Origin of the sequence: Nocardia pseudovaccinii, from assembly GCF_050942345.1 — a bacterium.
Lineage (GTDB): Bacteria > Actinomycetota > Actinomycetes > Mycobacteriales > Mycobacteriaceae > Nocardia > Nocardia pseudovaccinii.
Genome location: NZ_CP192074.1, coordinates 2,393,889 through 2,415,017 on the forward strand (window position 1 = coordinate 2,393,889; position 21,129 = coordinate 2,415,017).

The 21,129-nt window shown below is 65.7% G+C and carries 15 protein-coding genes; 12 read left to right on the top strand and 3 right to left on the bottom strand.

Annotated features, from left to right (window positions below; translation table 11 throughout):
• Window positions 1–63 precede the first annotated feature (63 nt).
• The 9 genes from ACQPZ2_RS10895 (at window position 64) to ACQPZ2_RS10935 (ending at window position 15,642) form a co-directional block, all read left to right on the top strand.
• Window positions 64–6,381: a type I polyketide synthase gene (locus ACQPZ2_RS10895; protein ID WP_433525429.1), complete on the top strand. Its 6,318-nt coding sequence runs from the start codon at window positions 64–66 to the stop codon at window positions 6,379–6,381.
• Window positions 6,382–6,391: 10 nt separating this feature from the next.
• Window positions 6,392–7,771 (top strand): aminotransferase class I/II-fold pyridoxal phosphate-dependent enzyme, encoded by a 1,380-nt coding sequence (locus ACQPZ2_RS10900; RefSeq protein WP_433525430.1) that lies wholly within the window; start codon window positions 6,392–6,394, stop codon window positions 7,769–7,771.
• 38 nt (window positions 7,772–7,809) lie between these two features.
• Complete coding sequence (locus tag ACQPZ2_RS10905) at window positions 7,810–9,777, top strand: CRTAC1 family protein (RefSeq protein ID WP_433525431.1); 1,968 nt, start codon at window positions 7,810–7,812, stop codon at window positions 9,775–9,777.
• Window positions 9,774–11,528, top strand: coding sequence for a hypothetical protein (locus tag ACQPZ2_RS10910; protein WP_433525432.1), 1,755 nt, complete (start codon window positions 9,774–9,776; stop codon window positions 11,526–11,528). Before ACQPZ2_RS10905 ends, ACQPZ2_RS10910 begins: the two co-directional genes overlap by 4 nt.
• Before the next feature lie 37 nt (window positions 11,529–11,565).
• Window positions 11,566–12,531: a DUF1702 family protein gene (locus tag ACQPZ2_RS10915; protein WP_433525433.1), complete on the top strand. Its 966-nt coding sequence runs from the start codon at window positions 11,566–11,568 to the stop codon at window positions 12,529–12,531.
• 2 nt (window positions 12,532–12,533) lie between these two features.
• Window positions 12,534–13,346, top strand: coding sequence for an SDR family oxidoreductase (locus ACQPZ2_RS10920; protein ID WP_433525434.1), 813 nt, complete (start codon window positions 12,534–12,536; stop codon window positions 13,344–13,346).
• On the top strand, window positions 13,346–14,359 hold the full coding sequence (locus ACQPZ2_RS10925; protein WP_433525435.1) for a hypothetical protein: 1,014 nt from the start codon (window positions 13,346–13,348) through the stop codon (window positions 14,357–14,359). Before ACQPZ2_RS10920 ends, ACQPZ2_RS10925 begins: the two co-directional genes overlap by 1 nt.
• Window positions 14,360–14,393: 34 nt before the next feature.
• A complete protein-coding gene (gene idi / locus ACQPZ2_RS10930) occupies window positions 14,394–15,002 on the top strand; it encodes an isopentenyl-diphosphate Delta-isomerase (RefSeq protein ID WP_433525436.1) in 609 nt (202 codons plus the stop codon).
• A 166-nt stretch (window positions 15,003–15,168) separates the two neighbouring features.
• Window positions 15,169–15,642 carry a nuclear transport factor 2 family protein gene (locus tag ACQPZ2_RS10935; protein ID WP_433525437.1) on the top strand — a complete coding sequence of 158 codons (474 nt, stop codon included), beginning with the start codon at window positions 15,169–15,171 and terminating at the stop codon, window positions 15,640–15,642.
• 138 nt (window positions 15,643–15,780) lie between these two features.
• Here ACQPZ2_RS10935 and ACQPZ2_RS10940 read toward each other — a convergent pair whose 3' ends face one another.
• The 3 genes from ACQPZ2_RS10940 to ACQPZ2_RS10950 all read right to left on the bottom strand — a co-directional run bounded on the left by ACQPZ2_RS10940 (window position 15,781) and on the right by ACQPZ2_RS10950 (window position 18,407).
• Window positions 15,781–17,010 carry a wax ester/triacylglycerol synthase domain-containing protein gene (locus tag ACQPZ2_RS10940; protein ID WP_433525438.1) on the bottom strand — a complete coding sequence of 410 codons (1,230 nt, stop codon included), beginning with the start codon at window positions 17,008–17,010 and terminating at the stop codon, window positions 15,781–15,783.
• 442 nt (window positions 17,011–17,452) lie between these two features.
• Entirely contained in the window at window positions 17,453–17,800 is a 348-nt protein-coding gene (locus ACQPZ2_RS10945; RefSeq protein ID WP_433525439.1) for a hypothetical protein, read from the bottom strand.
• Window positions 17,801–17,837: 37 nt separating this feature from the next.
• Window positions 17,838–18,407 carry a TetR/AcrR family transcriptional regulator gene (locus tag ACQPZ2_RS10950; RefSeq protein ID WP_433525440.1) on the bottom strand — a complete coding sequence of 190 codons (570 nt, stop codon included), beginning with the start codon at window positions 18,405–18,407 and terminating at the stop codon, window positions 17,838–17,840.
• Between the two features lie 99 nt (window positions 18,408–18,506).
• Between ACQPZ2_RS10950 and ACQPZ2_RS10955 the strand changes: the two genes are divergently transcribed.
• The 3 genes from ACQPZ2_RS10955 to ACQPZ2_RS10965 all read left to right on the top strand — a co-directional run bounded on the left by ACQPZ2_RS10955 (window position 18,507) and on the right by ACQPZ2_RS10965 (window position 21,084).
• Window positions 18,507–18,944 (top strand): DoxX family protein, encoded by a 438-nt coding sequence (locus tag ACQPZ2_RS10955; protein WP_433525441.1) that lies wholly within the window; start codon window positions 18,507–18,509, stop codon window positions 18,942–18,944.
• Between the two features lie 232 nt (window positions 18,945–19,176).
• Window positions 19,177–20,277 (top strand): MAB_1171c family putative transporter, encoded by a 1,101-nt coding sequence (locus tag ACQPZ2_RS10960; RefSeq protein WP_433525442.1) that lies wholly within the window; start codon window positions 19,177–19,179, stop codon window positions 20,275–20,277.
• 48 nt (window positions 20,278–20,325) lie between these two features.
• A complete protein-coding gene (locus tag ACQPZ2_RS10965; RefSeq protein WP_433525443.1) occupies window positions 20,326–21,084 on the top strand; it encodes a dienelactone hydrolase family protein in 759 nt (252 codons plus the stop codon).
• Window positions 21,085–21,129: the final 45 nt, after the last annotated feature.

Here is a 21,129-nt window from a genome sequence, read left to right on the forward strand (position 1 = left end):
ATCGAATATCGAAAGTAAGCTGCCTACCGTTCAATGCTCAGGGTAGAAATCGAGGACTGCGCAATGCCCGATGCAGCAATCGTCGGTATCGGCTGTCGATTTCCGGGTGGAATCGACGGGCCGGGCGCCTTTTGGGATTTCCTGATCCGCAAGGGTGACGGCATCGTCGAGGTACCGCCGGATCGCTGGAGCCTCGACAAGTTCTACGATCCGGATCCGGACGCGCCCGGCCGGATGTACACCCGCAGGGGTGGATTCCTGACGCAGTCGCTGTGGGAGTTCGACGCCGACTTCTTCGGCATCTCCCAGCGCGAGGCCTCGATCATGGACCCGCAGCAGCGGTTGCTGCTCGAGGTCGCGTGGGAGGCGCTCGACGATAGCGGAATGGCCGGACGGATCGCGGGTCGCGATATCGGCGTCTTCGTCGGCGGTTTCATGAACGACAATGCGGTGGGCCGCAACGTGGTCCGCTCCGCGATCAACAGCCACACCCCGACGAGCTCGTCGCACACCCTGCTCTCGGCGCGCATCGCCTTCCTGCTCGACCTGCACGGCCCGACCATGACCATCGACACCGCCTGCTCGTCGTCGCTGGTGGCACTGCATCAGGCCGTCCGATCACTGGCGCTCGGCGAATGCAGCTCCGCCATCGTCGGCGGCGCCAATGCCATGCTGCAGCCGGAAACCTTCATCTCCATGTGCAAGGGCCGATTCCTGTCCGTGGACGGTCGCTGCAAATCGTTCGACGCATCCGCCGACGGCTACGGCCGCGGTGAGGGTGCGGGCGTGGTGATCCTCAAGCCGCTCGAGGCCGCGGTACGCGACGGTGACCGCATCTATGCGGTGGTGCGCGGCAGCGGCGTGAACCAGGACGGCCGCACGTTGGCCATTCCGGTCCCGAATCCCGTTGCGCAGGAGGAACTTGCCCGGCGCGTGCACACCAGCGCGGGCATCGCACCGTATGAGATCGGCTACGTCGAGGCGCACGGCACCGGGACACCGGTCGGCGATCCGGCGGAGATGACGGCCCTCGGCAGGGTCTACGGCGCGATCGACGGCCGGACCGAGCCGCTGCCGGTCGGGTCGGTCAAGAACAATATCGGCCACACCGAGGCGGCGGCGGGCGTCGCCGGAGTCATCAAGGCCGCGTTGACCGTTCACCATCGAACGATCGCGCCGCAGGCCCGGCTGGACCAGCTCAATCCCGAGATCCCGTTCGACGAACTGCGGCTGCGGGTGCCGATGGCGGCCGAACCGCTGGTCCGGCCACTGGTGGCGGTCAACAGCTTCGGCTACGGCGGTACCAACGCGCATGCGCTCATCGGCCCAGCGCCGATCACAGTCGAAACCCGTTCCGACACAAAGGCAGTGCGGCTGCCGATCCTGCCGCTGTCGGCGCGCAGCGAACCGGCGCTGCGCACACTCGCCGCAGGGCTATTGGCGGCGGCCGACACCGAACCGCTCGACGCCCTGACCGAGGCAGCCTGGGTGCGCCGCGCGCATCACCCGTTGCGAACCGCTTTCCGCTACCGCGATTCCGGCGAATTGCGTTCCCAGCTGGCGGAATTCGCCGCTGGCGGTGGTCAACCGCCCGCTCGTGCCATCGCCGAAGGCCACAGCGACCCGGTATTCGTTTTCAGTGGCATGGGGCCGCAGTGGTGGGCCATGGGCCGCGGCCTGCTCGCGGGCGAAGGCCCGGCAGCCGAACTGGCGCGCGAAATCGATAGGGAGTTCACCGAACTCGCTGGCTGGTCGATCCTCGAGGAGATGGGCCGCGACGAGGCGGACTCCCGGATCTCGCGCACCGAGATCGCGCAACCGGCGAACTTCCTGCTCCAGGCCGCGCTGACGGCGGAACTCGCCGGGCTCGGCATCAGACCGGCTGTCACGGTGGGACACAGCGTCGGCGAGGTAGCCACAGCATACGTATCCGGTGCATTGTCGCTGACCGAGGCGGTCACGGTCAGTTACCACCGGTCCCGCCTGCAGGCCACCACGGCGGGGACCGGCGGCATGCTGGCGGTCGGGCTGACCGAGGCCGAGGCGCGCGAACTGCTGACGGACCTCGACGGCGTGTGTATCGCCGCTGTGAACAGCCCGTCGGCGGTCACGTTGGCCGGGGACAGCCAGGTACTGGCGGGTCTCGGCGAACGTCTCACCGCCGATGGCATTTTCGCCAAGGCGCTACGGGTCGAAGTCCCCTACCACAGCCATCTGATGGACCCGATCCTCGATGATCTGCGCGCCGCACTGGCGACGCTCGCACCGGGGGATACCACCGTTCCCGCCTACTCGACGGTCACCGGTGCGCAAGCGACGCAACAGGATTGGGGTCCGGATTACTGGGCCCGTAATGTTCGCGACCAGGTCCGGTTCGCGGACGCGATCGGCGAGCTGCTCGATGCCGGACACCGGGTCTTCCTGGAAGTCGGCCCGCACCCTGTGCTGAGCGGCAGTATTCGGGAAATCCTTGTGCAGCGGGGTATTACCGGCGCCGCCATCGGCACGCTGACGCGTGGCGGCGATGACAGCGAGAACATACTGACCGTGATAGGCGAGTTGTACCGGGCGGGTTCATTGGACGGTGACCGCCTGCCCGGCGCGATCGATCCGGGTGTCGGGCACGTCGACCTGCCGCACTATCCGTGGCAGCGCCGCTTCGTGTGGACCCAGGAGCCGGAAACGGAGCTGGATCGGATCGGCACCCCGAATGGATTCGCCATGCTCGGCGATCGCACGGGCTCGGTGGCCACGGAATGGGAAGTCCACCTGTCGGTTTCGAATCTGCCGTGGTTGCGCGATCACGTCGTGGCCGGTGCCGTGGTGCTGCCGGGAGCGGCCTACCTGGACGCCGCCATGAGCGCCGTCGCGCTACGCACCGGCCGGGATTCGTTCGGGCTCGAATCCGTCGAATTCATCAGCCCGTTGGTCGTCGACGAGCACGATGTGCCCATCGTGCGGATCGGTGTGGAGGAGACCACCCGCCGGTTCACCATCCAGTCCCGGCCCGCGGGTGGTGGGGGATGGACGCTCAACGCGCGCGGCCGTCTCATCGAGGCGGGCACCGACGCTACGACCGTCGCCATCGCGCCGCCCGCGGACTCGGTGGAGGTCGCGGTCGAGGAGCTCTACGAGAGCATGGCGGAGCACGGACTCCGCTACGGCCCGGCCTTCCGGCTGCTGAGCCAGGTCTGGGTCGGACCGGATAGCGTTGTCGCACACCTCGATTCGTCTGCAACGATCGGTCAGCGGCATCTCGCGCACCCGGCAATAGTGGATTCAGCCCTACAATGTTTCGCCGCGCTGTACGCGAGAACGGCTGCGACACAGCCGAATTCCGGCACCGATGCCGACGTGGTCGTGCCTGCCGCGATCGCCGGGATCCGTTGGACCGGGCCGATTCCGGTCGATCCGGTCGTGGTCCTCACCCGCGTACCCGGTAGTCCGCTGCGCGCCGATATCCGCATCGCGTCTGCGAGCGGCGACGTCGCACTAACGATGTCAGGAGTGCAGTTCCGCGCTCTCACACCGCAGTCGGCGCTCTCCGAACAGCTCGACGGGCTGTTCTACGAACCGGTGTGGGAGATCGTGACGGACCCGGCGGAACCGGCGATGCAAGACCTGCCCGGTGACGAGGAGTTCCTGCTCGTCGTCAACCTCGGCGCGGAAATCTCCCAGCGCGCCAAGGAAGTCGCCAATGTGCGGATCGGGGCCGAAGTGGTGACGGTCGGCGAGCATGCCTCGGCGGCCGACCACGAACAGTTGCTGGACCTGCTGCGTACCGCGCATTCCCGGCCCGAGGTCGAGCGCCTGCGGCTCGTTGTCGTCGCCGGGTCCGAACTCGACGGCATGGGCAATGTGTACGGGCTCGCACAGGTCGCCCAGGCGATCAAGGCGCTGCTGTCCGATGAGCTGCCCGTGGTGTTCCACGCCGTCGTGGTGACCGAACATGCGTTGTGCCTGCCGATCGACCGGTTCGCCCGGCTCGAGCATTCGGTACTGACCGGAGCGCGTCGCGAACTGCTCAACGAACTTCCGGCCGGACAGTGGCGGCTGGTGGATACCGAACCCGCCTCCGCGGCGGCCGACATCCTCGAGCAGATCTACACCGACACCACCGTCGACGAGGTGGCGCTGCGTGCGGGCGCGCGCTGGACGATCCGCTGGCGGCAGACCCTCACCGACCGGCTGGCCGGATGGGATGTGCCGCGGCCGCTCACCGATCCCGAACAGTCCTTCCGGCTCGATATCCCACGCTCGCGACTGCTGCCGGAACTCGCACTGCGCACCTGCGATCGGGTCGCGCCGGGACCGGACGAGGTCGAGATCCGGATGCAGGCGGTCGGCCTGAACTACAAGGACACCCTCAAGGTGCTGGGTGTGCTGACCGAAAAAGAGCTGGACGGAACATTTTTCGGCACCGAGATCGGCATGGACGGCTATGGCGTCGTGACACGGGTCGGCAGCAATATCACCGATATCGCACCGGGAGACGAGATTTCGGTCGTGGCACCGGGAATCGTGCAGCGCTACGTGACGATCCGGCCGGACACCGGCGCGACCACCCGGATGGATATCTTCCCGCCCGGCACCTTCGATCCGCTGCACTGCACTTCGGTAATGCCGCTGTTCACCGCCGAAATCGGGCTCGGCGAACTGGCGCGCGTGCAGCCGGGCGAAACGGTGCTGATCCACGGCGCGGCGGGCGGCATGGGCATGGCCGCGGTCCAGGTCGCGCTGCGGATGGGGGCGCGGGTGATCGCCACCGCCGGTACCGAGGAGCGGCGCGCCCGGGTGCGGGCGCTCGGCGCGCACGAGGTGCTCGGTTCCCGGTCGATCGGTTTCGTCGACGAGGTGCTGCGCTTGACCGATGGTGCGGGCGTCGATGTCGTCTACAGTTCCGCGCCCGGCGAAATTCTGCAGCAGAACTTCCGGGTCGCGGGCGAATTCGGCCGCATCGTGGATATCGGCAAGGCCGACATCTACGGCTCGGGGACCATCGACCTGCGCCCCTTCGACCGGAATCTGGCATTCTTCGCCGTCGATATCGACCGCATCCTGGCCCGGCGACCCGCGCAGGTCCGCCGGGCGGCCCGGCGCGTGGTGGACGCGATGTTCCACGGCGAGTACACCGCGTTGCCGAATACACCGTTCGCACTGGACCAGCTGACCGCGGCATTCGAAACGGTGGCGCGCTCCGCCCAGATCGGCCGGGTCGTGCTCGATCTGCGCGAAGAACATCCGGCGGTACGCCACATTCCCGGCGAATTCGAATTCGACCCCACCGCAAGCTATCTGGTGACCGGCGGCTTCGGGGCCTTCGGTCTGGCCACCGCACGTCAGCTGGTGCGTGCCGGAGTGCGTCACCTGGTGCTCGTCGGTCGCAGTGGCGCGTCCACCGATGCCGCGCGAGAACAGTTGGCGCGGTTCGCGAACGAGGGGGTCGACGTGCGCGAGGAACGCGTCGATGTCGCCGACTACGACGCGGTCGCCGATCTGGTCGCGCGCATTCAGGTCGGCGGTGCGCCGCTGCGGGGTGTCATCCATGCCGCGGGCGTGGTCAACAACACCGAGATTCCCGAGGTCACTGCCGAATCGCTGCGCGAGATCTTCGATCCGAAGGTGATCGGCGCGACTAATCTCGATCGGGCCACCACCGCCGCGGGCGTGGAGCTCGACCTGTTCGTGCTCTACGCCTCGGCCAGCGGCATCGCGGGGCTGTCGCCCCAATTGGGTTATGCGTCAGCCAATTCCGCGCTCGACGCACTCGCCTGGGCGCGGCGCGCACAGGGCAGGCCCGCGCTGTCGGTGGACTGGGGTTTCATGCGTGGCGACGGCGGTATGGCCGACTCCCGGGCGGTATCCCGCTATGCCGAGATGACCGGATACGGCTCGCTGGATATGGATTTCGCGACTCTGCTACTACGGGAATGTCTGCGTTTCGACATCACCCAGCTCGCTCTACTCGACATCGACTGGGCGCAGTGGGCACTCGCGCACCGGTCGTCGGCGCGCGCGCCGCGTTTCGTCGAACTGGTCACCGCCGCGGGCGGCGGCGCGGCGGGCACGAGCGCTCTACGCGCCGAAATCCTGGCGCTGGACTCGGAATTCCGCGGCGAGGTGGTCGCCTGTCTGCTCGCCGAACAACTCGCGGTGGTCCTCGGCGTCGACGCGGACACCGTGGATCTGGCGACTCCGACCATGGAGCTGGGGCTGGATTCGCTGATGGCCATGGAATTCGGTGCACGCGTCGTGAAAAGCCTCGGCGTCAAGATGTCGGTCCTGTCGATCGGGGCCGGACTCTCGCTCGCGGGCCTCGGCGTCAAGATCGCCGCCCAGATCGCGCACGAAGAAGCAAGTACCGAAACGACAGCAGCGTGAGGACTACTGCATGACAACTGAGAGCATCGATCCCCGTGCGCTCGCCCGTGCCCTGATGGCCAAGCACGATGCGGGCAACGGTTCGAGCACGGCGACGGCGCCGGGACCCGAACGCGGTGCGGCCGAAGTGCGGACCGCTCGCGGCCCGAGCCTGCAGACCTCTTTCCGTGATCATCCGGGCGTGCTCGAGGCCAACGAGAAATTCGCCGCCTTCGACGCCTGGACGCGCGAGGCCGGTGTGCTCAATCCCTACTACCTGCCGCACGACGGCATCAGCGGGGCGGTGACCAGCTTCGCGGACCGGGACATGCTGAACTTCAGCAGTTTCGGCTATCTGGATCTGGCCGCCGAGCCGCGCGTGCATGCCGCTGCCATTGCCGCGATCGGCCGCTACGGGACATCCGCGGCCGCGGTCCGGATGGTCGCGGGGGAGCTACCGCTCTACGGCGAGCTGGAACGCGAGCTAGCGCGGATCTACGACACCGAGGCCGCCATCGTGACGGCCAGCGGTTTCCTCACCAATGCGGCGGCCGTCGCCTTCCTGCTCGGAAAGCGCGATATCGCGGTCTGCGACTCACTGATCCACAACAGCATCGTCTCCGGTACCGAATGGGCGGGCTGCAAACGCGTCACCTTCCGGCACAACGATCCCGAATCGCTGGACGCGATTCTGGCGATGTCGCGGCGCAGCTTCGATCGGGCCCTGGTGCTGATCGAGGGCGTGTACAGCATGGACGGCGATGTGGTCCGGCTGCCCGAAATCATCGAGGTGGCAAGGAAATACGACTGCTCGATCATGATCGACGAGGCACATTCCTTCGGTGTCCTCGGCGAGCGCGGGCTCGGCGCGCGTGAGCTGTTCGATCTGCCCGGCGATGCCGTCGATGTCTGGATGGGCACGCTGTCGAAAGCGCTCGGCAGCGTCGGCGGCTACCTGGCGGCCAATCGCGAACTCGTCGAAGGGTTCAAATACTCCGCCGCTGGTCTGAGCATGTACACGGCCTCACCCGCGCCGTCCGCGGCGGCGGCCGCCCTGGCGGGCCTTGCCGTGCTGCACGACGAGCCGCAACGTGTCGCGGCACTGCGGCACAACGCCGAGTACTTCCATCGCCGAGCCCGCGAACTCGGCTTCGACACCGGCAACGGCCAGGCCACACCGATCACCCCGATCCTCACCGGCGCGAACGAACCCGCGGTCCGTGCCTCGATGGAATTGCTGGAGCGCAATGTGATGGCCAATGCCATCGGGCATCCGGTGGTCCCCGAGGGCGAGGCGCGATTGCGGTTCTTCATCAACTGCCGTCATACCGAGGCGCAGCTCGATCACGCGTTGGACACCCTGCGGTCGGTGTTCGACGGTCTCACCACGGAAGAGAGTCCCCACTCGTGAAATTGCCGGTCAGTTCTTCTCTGTTGCGAAAAGCGTTGGTGCCATTGGCATCGGTGACGCTGATGGCGGTGCTGTTCGTACCGGCCCACTCGGCCATGATCGCCCCGGTCGAGACCGATCCGAACAGTCCGCTGGCGAGCCGGTTCCATTTCACCGAGATGCCGATCGCGCTGCCACCCGGCTTGCCCGAGCGCAAGATCCGGCATATCGAGCCACGGTACGAGCATGTCGTCGCCTGGATGTCCTCGGTCAACTCCGCGGCGGCGATCAACGATATCGACGGCAACGGCCGTGCCGATGATCTGTGCCTGGTCGATTCCCGATCCGACACGGTGATCGTGACGCCGACGCCGGACAGCGACACCAGCCGCTACGCACCGTTCGTACTCGATCCGGCGCCGCTGCCGACCGACGACCGGATGGCCCCGACCGGCTGTGTCCCAGGCGATTTCGACCACTCCGGTCGCATCGGTCTGATGGTGTACTACGGCGGCCGCACCCCGATCCTGTACCTGCCGCGCGCGGGAGCCAAGCATCTTGACAACAAGGCATTCCGGCCGGTGGAAATGGTGGAGCCGCCTGCCACCAAGGACGGCAGCTATCAGGGTGCGCGCTGGTTCACCCTGGCCGCCTCCGTCGCAGACTTCGACGGTGACGGCAACCCGGACGTCTACCTCGGAAACTATTTCCCGGACAGCGATTTCATCGGGCCGGACGGTCAGCACAGCCTGACCCTGAACGAATCGTTCTCCAAAGCGACCAATGCCGGGACCGACCGCATCCTCACCTTCCAGCAGGGCACCGGCGGTGCCGAACCGACCGCGGTGTACCGCGAGGTGGTCGATGCGCTCCCGGAGGGGAAGGCGAATGGCTGGACGCTGGCATCGGCGACACAGGACCTCACCGGCGATCAACTACCCGAGCTGTATGTCGCCAACGATATGGGCCCGGATCGCCTGTTCGTGAACAAGTCGACACCGGGACACATCAGCTTCGGCCTGGCCGAAGGCGAGCGCGGTCCGACGGATCCGAAGTCCTTTGTGCTCGGCCATGATTCGTTCAAGGGTATGGGCGCGGACTTCGCCGATCTCGACGGCGACGGCATGCCCGATCTGTTCGTCAGCAATATCGCGCAGCGCTGGGGCATCGTCGAAGCCAACCTCGCCTTCTACAACACCGCGCCCGATCCGAAACAAGCCGCGGCGCAGTTGGAGTCGGGTATCGCCCCGTTCGAGAACCGTGCCGTGGAGAAAGGCATCGCCTGGGACGGCTGGTGCTGGGATACCAAGGTCGCCGACTTCGACAACAGCGGCCGACCGCAGATCGTGCAGACCAACGGCATGTTCAAGGGTTCGAGTACGCGTTGGCCGCAGGTGCAGGAAATGGCCACGATGAACGACGACTTCAGCAAATACCCGTGGGCCTGGCCGAAATTCACCGAGGAATCGGACCTGGCGGGCAATAACCGGATCGGTTTCTTCGCCCAGGACGACAGCGGCAAGTTCACCAATATCTCGCCCGCCCTGGACACCTTCGCGGCGACACCCACCCGCGGCATCGCGGTCGGTGACTCGACCGGAACCGGCAACCTCAGCTTCGCGGTTGCCAGGCAGTGGGAAGCACCGGTCTTCTACCGCAACGACGCACCGCGTCCCGGGCAGTACCTCGGCCTGCGACTGCTGACCCCACCGACCACTGCTGCCGTCGGCGAGACAACGGTCGCGGGCAAGCCGGTGCTCGGGTCTCCGGCCCTCGGCGCCGAAGTCACCGTGACGATGCCGGACGGCAAAACCCATGTGGCACAGGTCGACGGCGGCAGTGGGCACGCGGGTAAACGGTCCACCGATATCCACGTCGGACTCGGTGATATCGATCCCACTGCCGCGCTGCCGGTACAACTCGCGTGGCGCGATAACCATGGCGCCGTGCACACCCAGCAGCTGCAACTGCAACCAGGGCAACACACCCTCGTTCTCGACTCCGATGCCCGGGAGGTGCACCAGTGAGTGTTCAAGCACATTCGAACGGAACAGCCGTCATCGAAAACACCAACGGCTCCGAGCCCGCGCTCACCCCAGTGCAGATTTGGCGGCGAAAGTGGTTGGGCGTCAATATCGAAGGACGTGATCCGCGCTATCTCGCGCTGCGCAACTTCGCGGCCTCGCTGACGATCTTCAATATCCTGGGCTTCCTGTGGCTCGGGTTCGAGCAGCCGTGGCTGTGGCCGTTCCTCAGTGCGGCCACCGCGTACGTGGTGGAGATGATCCTGGAGACGCTGGCGGCGTGGGCCTATCGCCGCCCGGCGGGATACCGGGGCAACGGACTTCGCGGGCTGATCGTGTTCCTGCTGCCCGCGCACATCACCGGTGTGGCCTTCAACTTCCTGATGTATGCGGCAGACCAGTTCCTGCCGATCATGTTCGGCATCACGGTCGCGGTCGGCACGAAGTGGGTACTACGGGCCAAGGTCAACGGCAAGGTCAAGCACTTCATGAACCCGTCGAATTTCGGGATCGTGGTCGCGCTGCTGGTCTTCCCGACGATCGCCGTGGTCGGTCCGTATCACTTCGTCGAGAACATCTCGGGTCCGGCCGACGCGCTGATCGTGCTCGGCCTGCTCGGCGCGGGCACCATGCTCAACGCCAAGCTGACCAAGAAGACACCGCTGATCATGGCCTGGCTCGGTGCGTATGTGCTGCAGGCGGTGGTGCGCGGCCTGCTGGACAGCAATATCTCGATCATCGCGGCGCTGCTGCCGATGACCGGTATCGCCTTCGTGCTCTACACCAACTACATGATCACCGACCCGGCGACGACACCGTTCGCCAAGCGCGACCAGATCATCTTCGGCGCCTCGGTCGGCCTGATGTACGGCGTGCTGATGGCCCTGCACGTCTCGTTCGGCTTGTTCTTCGCGCTGGTGATCGTCTGCGCGAGTCGCGGAATGTTCTGGTGGAGCCGGAATATTCGGGAGTGGCTGGCCAATCGCGCGACCGTTGTGGTGGTGGACGTCCAGGAGGCGGCACCTGAGCCGGATGAACTGGCGGCGGTTGAGTCGGGTGAGCTGGTGGCAGCTGAAGCGGGTGATCCGGTCGCGGTTGAGTCCGGAGACCTGGTGGCAGCTGAATCGGGTGAGCTGGCGGCAGTCGAGCCCGGCGATCCGGCGGTGGTCGAGCCTGCGGATCCGGCGGTGGTCGAGTCGGGTGAGCTGGTGGCGGTTGAGTCGGATGAATTGGCGGCGAGTAAGTCGGGCGAGCCGGTGGTAGCCGAGTCGGGTGATCCGGTGGCGGCTGAGTCCGGTGATCCGGCGGTGGTCGAGCTTGGTGATCCGGCGGTGGTCGAGTCGGGTGAGCTGGTGGTAGCTGAGTCGGGTGATCCGGTGGCGGCTGAGTCCGGTGATCCGGCGGTGGTCGAGCTTGGTGATCCGGCGGTGGTCGAGTCGGGTGAGCTGGTGGCGGTTGAGTCGGATGAATTGGCGGCGAGTAAGTCGGGCGGGCCGGTGGTAGCTGAGTCGGATGAGCCGGTGGCGGTTGAGTCCCGAGGCCTGGCGGCAGTTGAGTCCGGCGATCCGGCGGTGGTCGAGCCTGGCGAGCCGGTGGCGGTCGAGTCGGATGAACCGGCGGCGGTTGAGTCGGATGAGCCGGTGGTAGCTGAGTCGGGCGAATCGGTGGCTGTTGAGTCGGACGATCCAGCGGCGGTTGCGTCCGGCGATCCGGTGGCAGTCGAACCGGAGAAGGAACCGGCGCGGTCTTCATAGCCGAAACAAACACCACCCCAACAGAATCGAGGTTCATATGCCATCACTGATCGGACCACTTCGCTCCACCCTGCTCGGCACCAATATCGAGCAGGAACCGCTGAAACGCCCCGGCTTCGCGACGCCGAGCCCGGCGACCGCGGCCGAACTGGAGCGGGTCGCCACCCACCTGTCGACCAGCATCCACGTCGCCGTATGCAGTAAGAACAATGCGGAGTTGATCGAGCAGATCCAACAGCTGCCCGAGCAGTACCAGGGCTTCGCATTCGAGGGCGCCGCAACGGGTCTCGCGGCCGTCGACTCGATCACCCCGTTCAGCCACCGTGCCGCGGACCTGTTCACCGGTCCCGCGGCCAAACACGACCTGACCATGTACGTCGGCGTCGGTCTTGCGATGGGCAAGATTCCGAAACCGATTTGGAAGAAGGTCTTTCCGAAACATCCGGTGTACCGCTGGCTCGCGATCGACGGATACGGCTTCTACAACGCCTTCTTCCGTACCGAGAAATACATCGACCGCCAGCACGTCGACCAGCGCTACCCGTCCTGGATGGGGGATACCGCACCGTTGAAACGGGCTGCCGATCAGGGCATCGGGCGCGCGCTCTGGTTCATCGGCGGCGGCTCGGTCGAGGGGGTCGCGGCTCGGATCGCGGAGTTCGACCCGAGCAGGCATGCCGATCTGTGGAACGGCATCGGCATCGCGACCACCTTCGCCGGTGGTGTGGAAGTCGCCGACCTGGAAGCGATTCGGTCACTGGTGCCGCAGTTCCATCGGCAGTTGGCGGCGGGATCGACCATGGTCGCGAAGATCCGGCAGCAGGCTGACAGCGCCACCCCACATACCGAAGTCGCGGTGCGGACCTATACCGGCCGCACCATCGACGAGGCCGCGGCCTTGATCGATAAGGCGTTCGTCGGCATACCGGAGGACGGTACCGCCACCAGTTATCACGCCTGGCGCGACCGTCTCGGTGAGCTCGCCGTACCCGGCGGGAACTGAAAATGACTGTGCGCTGGACGGATAAGCATGTGATCGTCACCGGCGGCTCCGAGGGCATCGGGGCCGCCGTGGCCGCCGCGTTCGCCATGCGCGGCGCGCGCGTCTCGGTCATCGCCCGGCGGGAGGCGCCACTGCGCTCCACCGCCGAGCGGATCGGGGCCGACTGGCGCACCGCCGATGTCACCGACCGAACGGGGCTCGCGGTCGCTGTAAAAGAACTGGAGGAACGCAACGGAGCCTGCGCGGTGATCGCCTGCTGCGCGGGTCTCACCCTGCCCGGACTCTTCCTCGACATCGACAGCGATGAATTCGGCATCCAGAACGATGCGAACTATCTCGGCTCGGTCAATGCCATTCGATGTGTACTGCCCGGCATGGTCGAACGTGGCGAAGGGCGTGTCCTGCTGACCAGTTCGACGGCGGCCTTCCTCGGCATCCCCGGATATTCGAGCTACGGGCCGACCAAGGCGAGCGTCCGCCAGCTCGGGTTGTGCCTGCGCTACGAAGTCGAGCCCGCCGGAGTGACGGTATCCGTGCTGTACCCGGCCGACACCGACACTCCCGGACTCGCCAGGGAGAACCTGCGCAAACCGGCCGAGACCAAAGCCATTACCGGTTCGATCAAGCCGATGCCCGCCGACAAGGTCGGCGAAGCTGCGGTGCGTGGCCTGGAGCGGGGCCGCCACCACATCACGCTGGATCCGCTCACGACGTTCTTCATGCGGTGGGCCAATCTTCCGGAGGATCTGTCCCGGCCGTTCTTCCGCCGCAGTATCGCCCGAGCACGTCGACATGCCCAGCAGGAGCAGACCTGATGTCCACCACAGTCAGTGGCGGGGAAGCCTCGTTGCGTGCACAATTGCGCCGCATCTTCACCGCGGGCCCCGGCGAGGAGGGGCGTCCGCTGCCGCTGCGCACGAAGATCAACTACGCACTGTGGCTGACCCGCCCCGAAATCGCGCCGATGTCGGGTGCGGTCATGGTGGCCGATGTCCTGTTCAGCGCGCACACCGGCGCAGAGATCTGGTCGGCGCCGATGATCGTGGCCGCGGTCGTGCTGGCCGTCGCGATTCAACTGTTGCACGTCGCCAATTGCCTGGCCGATCGCTGGGTGGACGTCGAATACAAATCCAAGTTCTCCCGCATGGTTCGAGATCTCGGCGTGCGATTCGTAGCCTGGCAGATCTACCTCACCACCGCGGGCATCGGTGTCGGTGCCGTCTACCTCGCCGTGGCGACCGGGCATCTCGATCTGCTGCTGATCATTCCGGTCGGTACCCTGTTGCTGCTCGAATATTCGTTGCCACCTTGGCATTTCAAGGCCGCCGGATTCTGGCAGATCCCCTGGACCTACATCATGACCATGGTCTTTCCTGGCATTGTCGTGCTCCGGCTGTACGACCGCCCGATCGAAATACCCGCGCTCGTCGCCATTCTCGGCTTGGGGCTGACGACCACCGGAGTTTTCGTCGCGAACACCGCCGAAGACATTCCGGAAGACACCGAGCACGGATTCCGGACCTCGGTGGTGGCGCTCGGTCTGCGCGTCTCGCTGTTCGAGTCGATGACGCGGATCACCGTCGGCGCCGCACTCGTGGCGGGGTCCGTCGTCGCCATGGTGGGATTCACCTGGACCTTGCTCGTATATGCCGTTGGCGTGTCGATCGTTATCGGCTACCTGGGCCGGACCCAGCTCGGCACCTGGGGCAAGCCGCTGGACGACGCCATGCCGCTCGTCCGATCGCAGGCGAAGCTGTTCGTATACATGGTCGCGCTCGTTGCCTGGGCGGCCGTCGTTCCGGCTGCCGCGGTGTTCTGCCAACGATGAGCGGATCGCGAAAGACCATGGAGCCACGATCATCATGACCACCGAGATTCGCTCCGACCGCGAGGCCCTGCTCGTCGAACTCGTCGATGAGCACGGCCGCGCGATCGGATCACGTTCCGTGGCCGAGGCGCACCGCCCACCCGGCTACCTGCACCGCGCCTTCTCCGTACTGCTGTACGACGCGTCCGGACGGATCTTGCTGCAGCGGCGGGCGGCAGTCAAAACCCGCTTTCCACAACGCTTTTCGAACACCTGCTGTGGTCATCCCGCCCCGGGCCAGGAGGTGGTCGCCGCGGCATCGATCCGGCTGATGGAGGAGCTGAACCTGACCGTCACGGAATTGACCGAGGCGGGTATCTACCGCTATCGAGCCGCCGACCCACGCGGCGATCAGGTGGAGCACGAATGGGATCACGTGCTGGTCGGCGTCATATCCGGCGACCTACGCCACCCCAACCCGGCCGAGGTATCCGAATGCGCCTGGGCCGACCCCGCCGAGCTGCTCGGACGTATCGCGACGGCACCCGAGTCCTATACCCCGTGGCTGCGAGGTGTCCTCGAGATCGCCACGCACGCAGCTGATTTCACTCATGTGGGCAACCAGAAGCCCTCAACCAGGGGCTCGATCGGTGGGTCTTCCTGACGTGTGCGAGAGCGTGTTCTGCTCAATAAGAGTGTAATGATACGGTCGTGCATGCGCTACCTTGCCCGATGCTTTCGGGACGAATCAACAAATTGTGCCTGAAATATTGAAATGGGTATAAGGTATGTCGCTGGGATGGCAATAGGCAATACCAGGAGAGGCTGAGATGACGAGCAGCGAGCTGGCCGGTATCGCGATCGAAGCGATGCGATTGCAGAACGCATATGCGCGTGCGATCGACACGCGCGACTGGGACCTCTTCCGGACGCTGTTCACCCCCGACGTTGTCGCGGAGTACCCGGGCATGCCTTTCTCGGGGATGGAGCACTGGTTGGAGTTCTTCGTGCCCTTCCATGACGACTGCACCTGGATCCAACACGCGATGACAAATCACGTCGTCGGTGCGGACGCCGACGGTATCTGGGGAACCTGTTACGGGTTCGTCGAGTGGACGATGCGCGATAAACCGAAACTCATCAACCGGTCACGAACGCTGTACCGTGACCGACTGATTCAGCAGAACGGATCGTGGATCATCGCCCGCCGCAAATGCGACCTCCTGATGAACCAGCCCGACGCCCCCATCCCCGATGGCATCACCTACCCCCACTCCGTCCTCGACCTGGCCGACATCTCGTAGCACAGCCCGCGGGCAGCGCACAACTACCTATCGGACAGCCCGATGTCGGGCTGCCACCGGATCTGGAACCGGGCCGCCGATGGACGCCCGGTCCGCGTCGAGAGGAGGTCGCGCCCGGTCACCAAGATCATTTTCGGATCAGGATCGACTCGACGTGGCCGCATCGCTCTGCCACGAGAGTAGGGTTTGTTCCCACTCGCGATGTATTTGGTCGAGGCCGGAGAATCCGGCGTTGGTTCTGAAGCATGCGGTGGCGCTGTCCCCATAGACAAGTAGAAGCACGCTCAGCGGAATGTCGCCTTGGGTGGCCATGATCGGATCGATCGCGGTGACGGGATCACCGTGCAGCGCGAGGCGATGACGCAAAACGACATGTGACAGCACGGCCGGAGCGCGGCGCGGAGCCGAGATAGCGGAAAGCATTGTGCGCATGAGCCATGTGGGCGTTCCGTCGCCGATGCGACGGAACGCTGCCCGGACTGTTGGTGACTTCAACGGTGCGGTAGCGCGAATGGTGCTGGTCATCCGTTGTTCGAACGGAAGCGGCGCTCCTGGCAATCTGAGGTAGGTGGTGGCTGTCCTGTTGCCCGCCAAGGCCACCTCGTCCGGGCGACGGACGTTGGCAGGCACCAGTAACGGTATGTCGGGCAAGTCGGCACTCCCGCGGATCTCGCTCTGCCAACGGGTGAGCGTGTCGGCGATAGATGCGACATATGTGTCATTGCGGGTGCCGCCGAAAGCGCGGGCAGCGGAGGCGAGCGCACTGGTAGGTACGCGGCCCCATGCGAATCCGATCTCGCGCGAGGACTGGCGCCCAGGCAGGTCCCAGGCGCCCAGGCTCCGCATGCTCTGCAAACTCATCGAGACGCACTGCGCTCGTGTGCGGGCCGACGCGTGAGGGTACTGGGCGAAACCGTGATATATGGCGGACGATTCGCTCTCGGGGATACCAGGTGCGAACAGCGACTCCAATGTTCGTACTGTTCCCGCGGCGTCTTGCACGCAGTGGTGCACCAGATACAGCAGGGCGTACCGATCAGGCGCGTAGCCGCGCAGCAACCACATCCGCCAGTGCGGACCGTCCTCCGGCAGCCGAGTCCTCGCCAGTTCGGAAACGACCTGTTCCAGATTTTCCTGAGTGGGCACAATATGCTCGACGACGTAGTTGGTCAGGTCCATGTTGTCGGCCACCGTCCAATGCCGGGCTCCACGGGGCATCCATGCGGTCAACGCTGGCAGAGCGGCCAGCCGGGCAGCGATGTAGTCCTGGATGTCAGCGAGGTGGGGCGGTTGTCCGTCCAAATGGAGAACTGCACCGATATTCAGTTGATTGTCGGGGGCGCCTAAAACGCGCAGCGCCCGATCCATTGCCGTGGTGGGCATGTCGAGGGTGCTCCGGGATGCGCTCATCGTGCCGTGTCCTCCAATTGTGCGGTTGCGGCGGCATCGCCGCGTCAGCGTGGATTCTCCATCCAAGTCAGTAGTGCCGCCAGGTGAGATAGCTGTGTTTTGTTGTACTGCAAGGCGGTTGATCCTGCGGTAGCTTGTGTCGGAGGATGCTGTAGTCGAGGATATTTCAGCGTGGCGCACAGCGTTCGACGAGGTGTTCGCGCGGGTGGCGGGTGTTCTATCGGGCCGAGCCGCGGCCGTGAGCGCGGGCGTATCTGATCGGGCTACCGGCGTCCGGGGAGCGTAAGAATGGCATCCTTGGTATCGGCCATCACCCTCGCCATGCTTACGTACGTCATCCACTCGCTGTGCGGACGGTGGTCTACCGCGAAGAAGTGCCCGACCCGGCGCGGGGTACACCTCAGTCGTCTTCCGGCCAACTGTCCTCGATGATCAGGCGGCCGGATTGCATTGCCTGCGTGTACTGTTCGGCGACCACGGGGGTGGGGTAGGTGGGCCAGTAGGAGATGGCGCCGGTGGGTTTGTCGATGACACAGACCGAACCGCCGATGGTCGGGGGCAGTGGGGGGTTGTGTGGGTCGATACCCGGTGGGGGCGGGAAGATGGCGACGACGGTGAACCCCGCGTCGAATTCGGTGAGCAGGTTGCTGACGCCGTTGTCGGTGGACAGGTAGTGGTCGGCGAGGCGTTGTGCCTCGGCGAGATCCACCGGGGTGCTCGCCTCGGTGGGGTAGGCGTGGATATCCATGTCAGAGAATTTACGGCCAAAGGCGAACGGGCCGTGGTCATTCGAAGTGGACGGTGGCGATCATCCGGCGGGCCAGGGTTTCCGGATCGGAGCTGTCACCGAGTGCCGAATCCTGCAGTGCCCCTTCGCGCCACAGTGCCGCGAAGCCGTGGACCAGTGACCAGGCGGCGAGGCGGGTGGCTTGTTGCTGCTCGACGGTGTTGTCGGGCTGCATGAGCGAGACTCCGGAGCGCAGTGCCGCACCCGCCGCCGTGCGGGCGGCGACCAGGCGCTCGTCGTCGGCGTGCAGGAGTTCGCGCCGGAACATCACATCGAAATGGGCGGGATGTTCGCGGGCGAAGCGCGTGTAGGCGACCGCGACCTCGCGGAATTCCGGTCCGGCCGCGGCCAGCTGCTCGGCGAGCAGGTCGAAACCTTCGATGGCGAGTGCGGTCAATAGCCCCGCGCGATCACCGAAGTGATGCGCGGGGGCCGCATGTGAGACATCGGCCCGGCGGGCCAGCCCGCGCAGGGATACCGCGTCGACACCGTCGGTCGCGATCTGATCGGCGGCCGCGGCCAGGATGGTGGCCCGCAGATCGCCGTGGTGATAGCCGCTCTTCGCCATGTCTCGATGGTCGCCCAAAATCTAGCCATTGACAAGTTTCCCGCTCAGACCTAATCTAGTCACTGTCAAGATTTGGTGCTCGACCCACAGGAGACTCTGATGGCACCGCTGGTTGTACTCATCGTCATCGCCGGACTCGCTCGGTTCATCGGCTGGCTCGGCAACCTCGGTTGGCTCGACTCCTGGCCGCACGCCGCCGCACTCGGGCTGGCCGCGATGTTCGCCCTCACCTCGAGCGCGCACTTCGTCGAGCCGAAGCGCGGCGCACTGATCGCCATGGTGCCGCCGCGGCTGCCCAATCCGGCGGGCTGGGTGACCTTCACCGGCTTGCTCGAAATCGGCGGCGCGATCGGCCTTTTGATCCCGCCCATCGCCAAACTGGCCGCTGCGGGCCTGATCCTGCTGCTGATCGTGATGTTCCCCGCGAATATCCGTGCGGCACGGGCGGATATCGGCATCAAGACCATGCCGCTGCCGCTACGCACCATCGTGCAGGGCATCTTCCTCGGCGCGGGCGCGCTCGTCCTGCTCGGCTGATCACCGAAACCACCGTCGGCACACCGAATTCCGGTGTGCCGACGTCTGTTGTGTCAGAGCCTCGCGGGTTGCTGGTGTCGTATGTTGCGGCTTGATCGGCAGCACCTTGTTACCGACCTGCGACAGCTGCGCGGCCCGACGCGTGCGGAGGCCAGCGGTCCACAGCACCATGACGTGCGTGTTCGCATCGGTATCCTCCGACGGGCACGGTTGCGCCGTCGAGAGGATATCGATGTCATCACTGATTCCCGCGACACTCGGCTGGCTGGTGCTCGGCTACGTCGGCGCCATTACGCTGGGTCGGCTGATGTTGTTGCGGGACACGATCATCGATCAGCTCATCAATCGCAACCTGCTCTGGAGCATCGCCGCCCTGCTGTGCTACCGATGCGCCCAGACGAGTGTCACCAGTCCGGTCTACGTCCTCGCGCTGGGATGCGTGGAAATGACAACCATGCACCTGTTTGTCATAGCCCGATACATTCTCGCCGAGACCGATTCGACAGTGGTGTGGCGGCGGCTGCGTCGGTGCGGTTTCGTCGCCGCGGCGGCCACTGTCGCCATGTTGCTCGCCGGGATGATGGCACAGGACAACGGACGACCGGTCGATCTGAGCGCGCACGGGCCCGCGGCGATCTTCGGGATCGCCTATGCCGCACCGCTTGCGGTCAGTATGGTCGTTTTCCTGCTCTCAGGCATCCACGAGCTGCGCTTGGGCGACCTCAGCGCCAAGATGCAGGTGGTCTGCTGGATTCTGGGCATCAGCGGCGGCTTCGTCTTGAGTAATCAGGCACTTTCCACCGCGCAGTTGCTGACGGGGCGACCCGCCCTCGGTCCGCATCTGCCGCGTGGAGAACTCGATTTCGTGCTCTGCGTGACCCTCAACGTGACCCTGCTCGCCATACCTTTGCTCAGCGCGCTGCTCACGCTGGCCGGTTGGGATCGCGACGCTCGAATCTGTCGCCGACTGCGGCCGCTGTGGCGCGACCTCACCGCGGCGGTCCCGGAGATCGTGCTGCCCGCCGACACACGGCACGGTGCGGATTCGGTCACCCGGCTGTTCCGCATGACCGTGGAAATCCGCGATGCGATGCTGCATCTCGGTTCCTACCTCCCGGCCGCGACCCTGCCACCGCATAGGGTTGAATCGGACTGGGAGATAACCGATTACGCACACCGACTGGCACACGCCGTGCGTGCCAGAAAGGCAGGCGAACTGCCCGCCGTGGTCGGTTCCGGCCCCCGGCTGCCCAGCACCGCACGCGATTTCGACGCCGAACTCCGGCATCTGCTCGGCCTCGCCCGCGCCTGGCCGAAGACCGCGGTGCGATGAAGTTCGCACCGGGTGCCGCGGACCACGAACGGCCATAGGCTGTATCCCATGACCTACAAGATCGTTTCTCGGCAGTTCGACCTCGATGTGGACGGCTCATCGCTGAACGGTTATCTGGCTCGACCGGAGGGCGACAGCACATTTCCGGCCGTCTTGGTCGGCGCCGAGTTGTGGGGACTCACCGAGGACGCGCGCCGGATCGTCGATCGGGTCGCCGAGCTCGGCTATGTGGCCTTCGTGGTGAACGTCTATCACCGCTCGGGTCCGGAAACGGCTGCGGGACTGGCCGAGACCGACGAGAACCGGACGCGTGCCTTCGGCCTGCTCGGCGAACTCACCCGCGATGGTGTCGAGGCCGACTTCCGGGCGGCTATCGCCTATGCCCGCGAACACGGCGGTGCTACCGATAAGACCGGTGTGCTCGGCTTCAGCCTCGGCGGCCACCTTGCCTACTTCGCGGCCACCCGACTGGACCTGGATGCCGCGGCGATCTTCTACCCGGGCTGGCTGACCACCGCGGGCACCGCGTTGAGCAGGCCGGAGCCGCTGTTGGCCGCGACCGAGAACATCGCCAAGGGGGATGTGCGAGTGCTGCTGTTCTTCGCCGAACTCGATCACGTCATCGATGCCGAACAGCGCGAACAAGTCGAGGCGGCCTCGAGCCAGGCTGGTGTGCGGCACGAATCGGTGGTCTACCCGGGTGCGAAGCACGCCTTCTTCTTCCCCGGTCGGGAACCGTACGACGAAGCCGCAGCTCAGGATTCGTGGCAGCGGACCGCCGAGCTGTTCGCCACCGAATTGGGCTGAGCCCGAACGGAATACGATGAAAGCGCCCGACCGGCCCTGTCTCCC

What these genes read in the sequence shown, in the direction of transcription:
- ACQPZ2_RS10950 (WP_433525440.1), bottom strand. Translation starts at nt 18,407, where the DNA reads ATGGCGAAGAGCGGCTATCACCACGGCGATCTGCGGGCCACCATCCTG.
- ACQPZ2_RS10900 (WP_433525430.1), top strand. Translation starts at nt 6,392, where the DNA reads ATGACAACTGAGAGCATCGATCCCCGTGCGCTCGCCCGTGCCCTGATG.
- ACQPZ2_RS10940 (WP_433525438.1), bottom strand. Translation starts at nt 17,010, where the DNA reads ATGGATCGGGCGCTGCGCGTTTTAGGCGCCCCCGACAATCAACTGAAT.
- idi (WP_433525436.1), top strand. Translation starts at nt 14,394, where the DNA reads ATGACCACCGAGATTCGCTCCGACCGCGAGGCCCTGCTCGTCGAACTC.
- ACQPZ2_RS10945 (WP_433525439.1), bottom strand. Translation starts at nt 17,800, where the DNA reads ATGGATATCCACGCCTACCCCACCGAGGCGAGCACCCCGGTGGATCTC.
- ACQPZ2_RS10965 (WP_433525443.1), top strand. Translation starts at nt 20,326, where the DNA reads ATGACCTACAAGATCGTTTCTCGGCAGTTCGACCTCGATGTGGACGGC.
- ACQPZ2_RS10920 (WP_433525434.1), top strand. Translation starts at nt 12,534, where the DNA reads ATGACTGTGCGCTGGACGGATAAGCATGTGATCGTCACCGGCGGCTCC.
- ACQPZ2_RS10925 (WP_433525435.1), top strand. Translation starts at nt 13,346, where the DNA reads ATGTCCACCACAGTCAGTGGCGGGGAAGCCTCGTTGCGTGCACAATTG.
- ACQPZ2_RS10960 (WP_433525442.1), top strand. Translation starts at nt 19,177, where the DNA reads ATGTCATCACTGATTCCCGCGACACTCGGCTGGCTGGTGCTCGGCTAC.
- ACQPZ2_RS10895 (WP_433525429.1), top strand. Translation starts at nt 64, where the DNA reads ATGCCCGATGCAGCAATCGTCGGTATCGGCTGTCGATTTCCGGGTGGA.
- ACQPZ2_RS10935 (WP_433525437.1), top strand. Translation starts at nt 15,169, where the DNA reads ATGACGAGCAGCGAGCTGGCCGGTATCGCGATCGAAGCGATGCGATTG.
- ACQPZ2_RS10955 (WP_433525441.1), top strand. Translation starts at nt 18,507, where the DNA reads ATGGCACCGCTGGTTGTACTCATCGTCATCGCCGGACTCGCTCGGTTC.
- ACQPZ2_RS10915 (WP_433525433.1), top strand. Translation starts at nt 11,566, where the DNA reads ATGCCATCACTGATCGGACCACTTCGCTCCACCCTGCTCGGCACCAAT.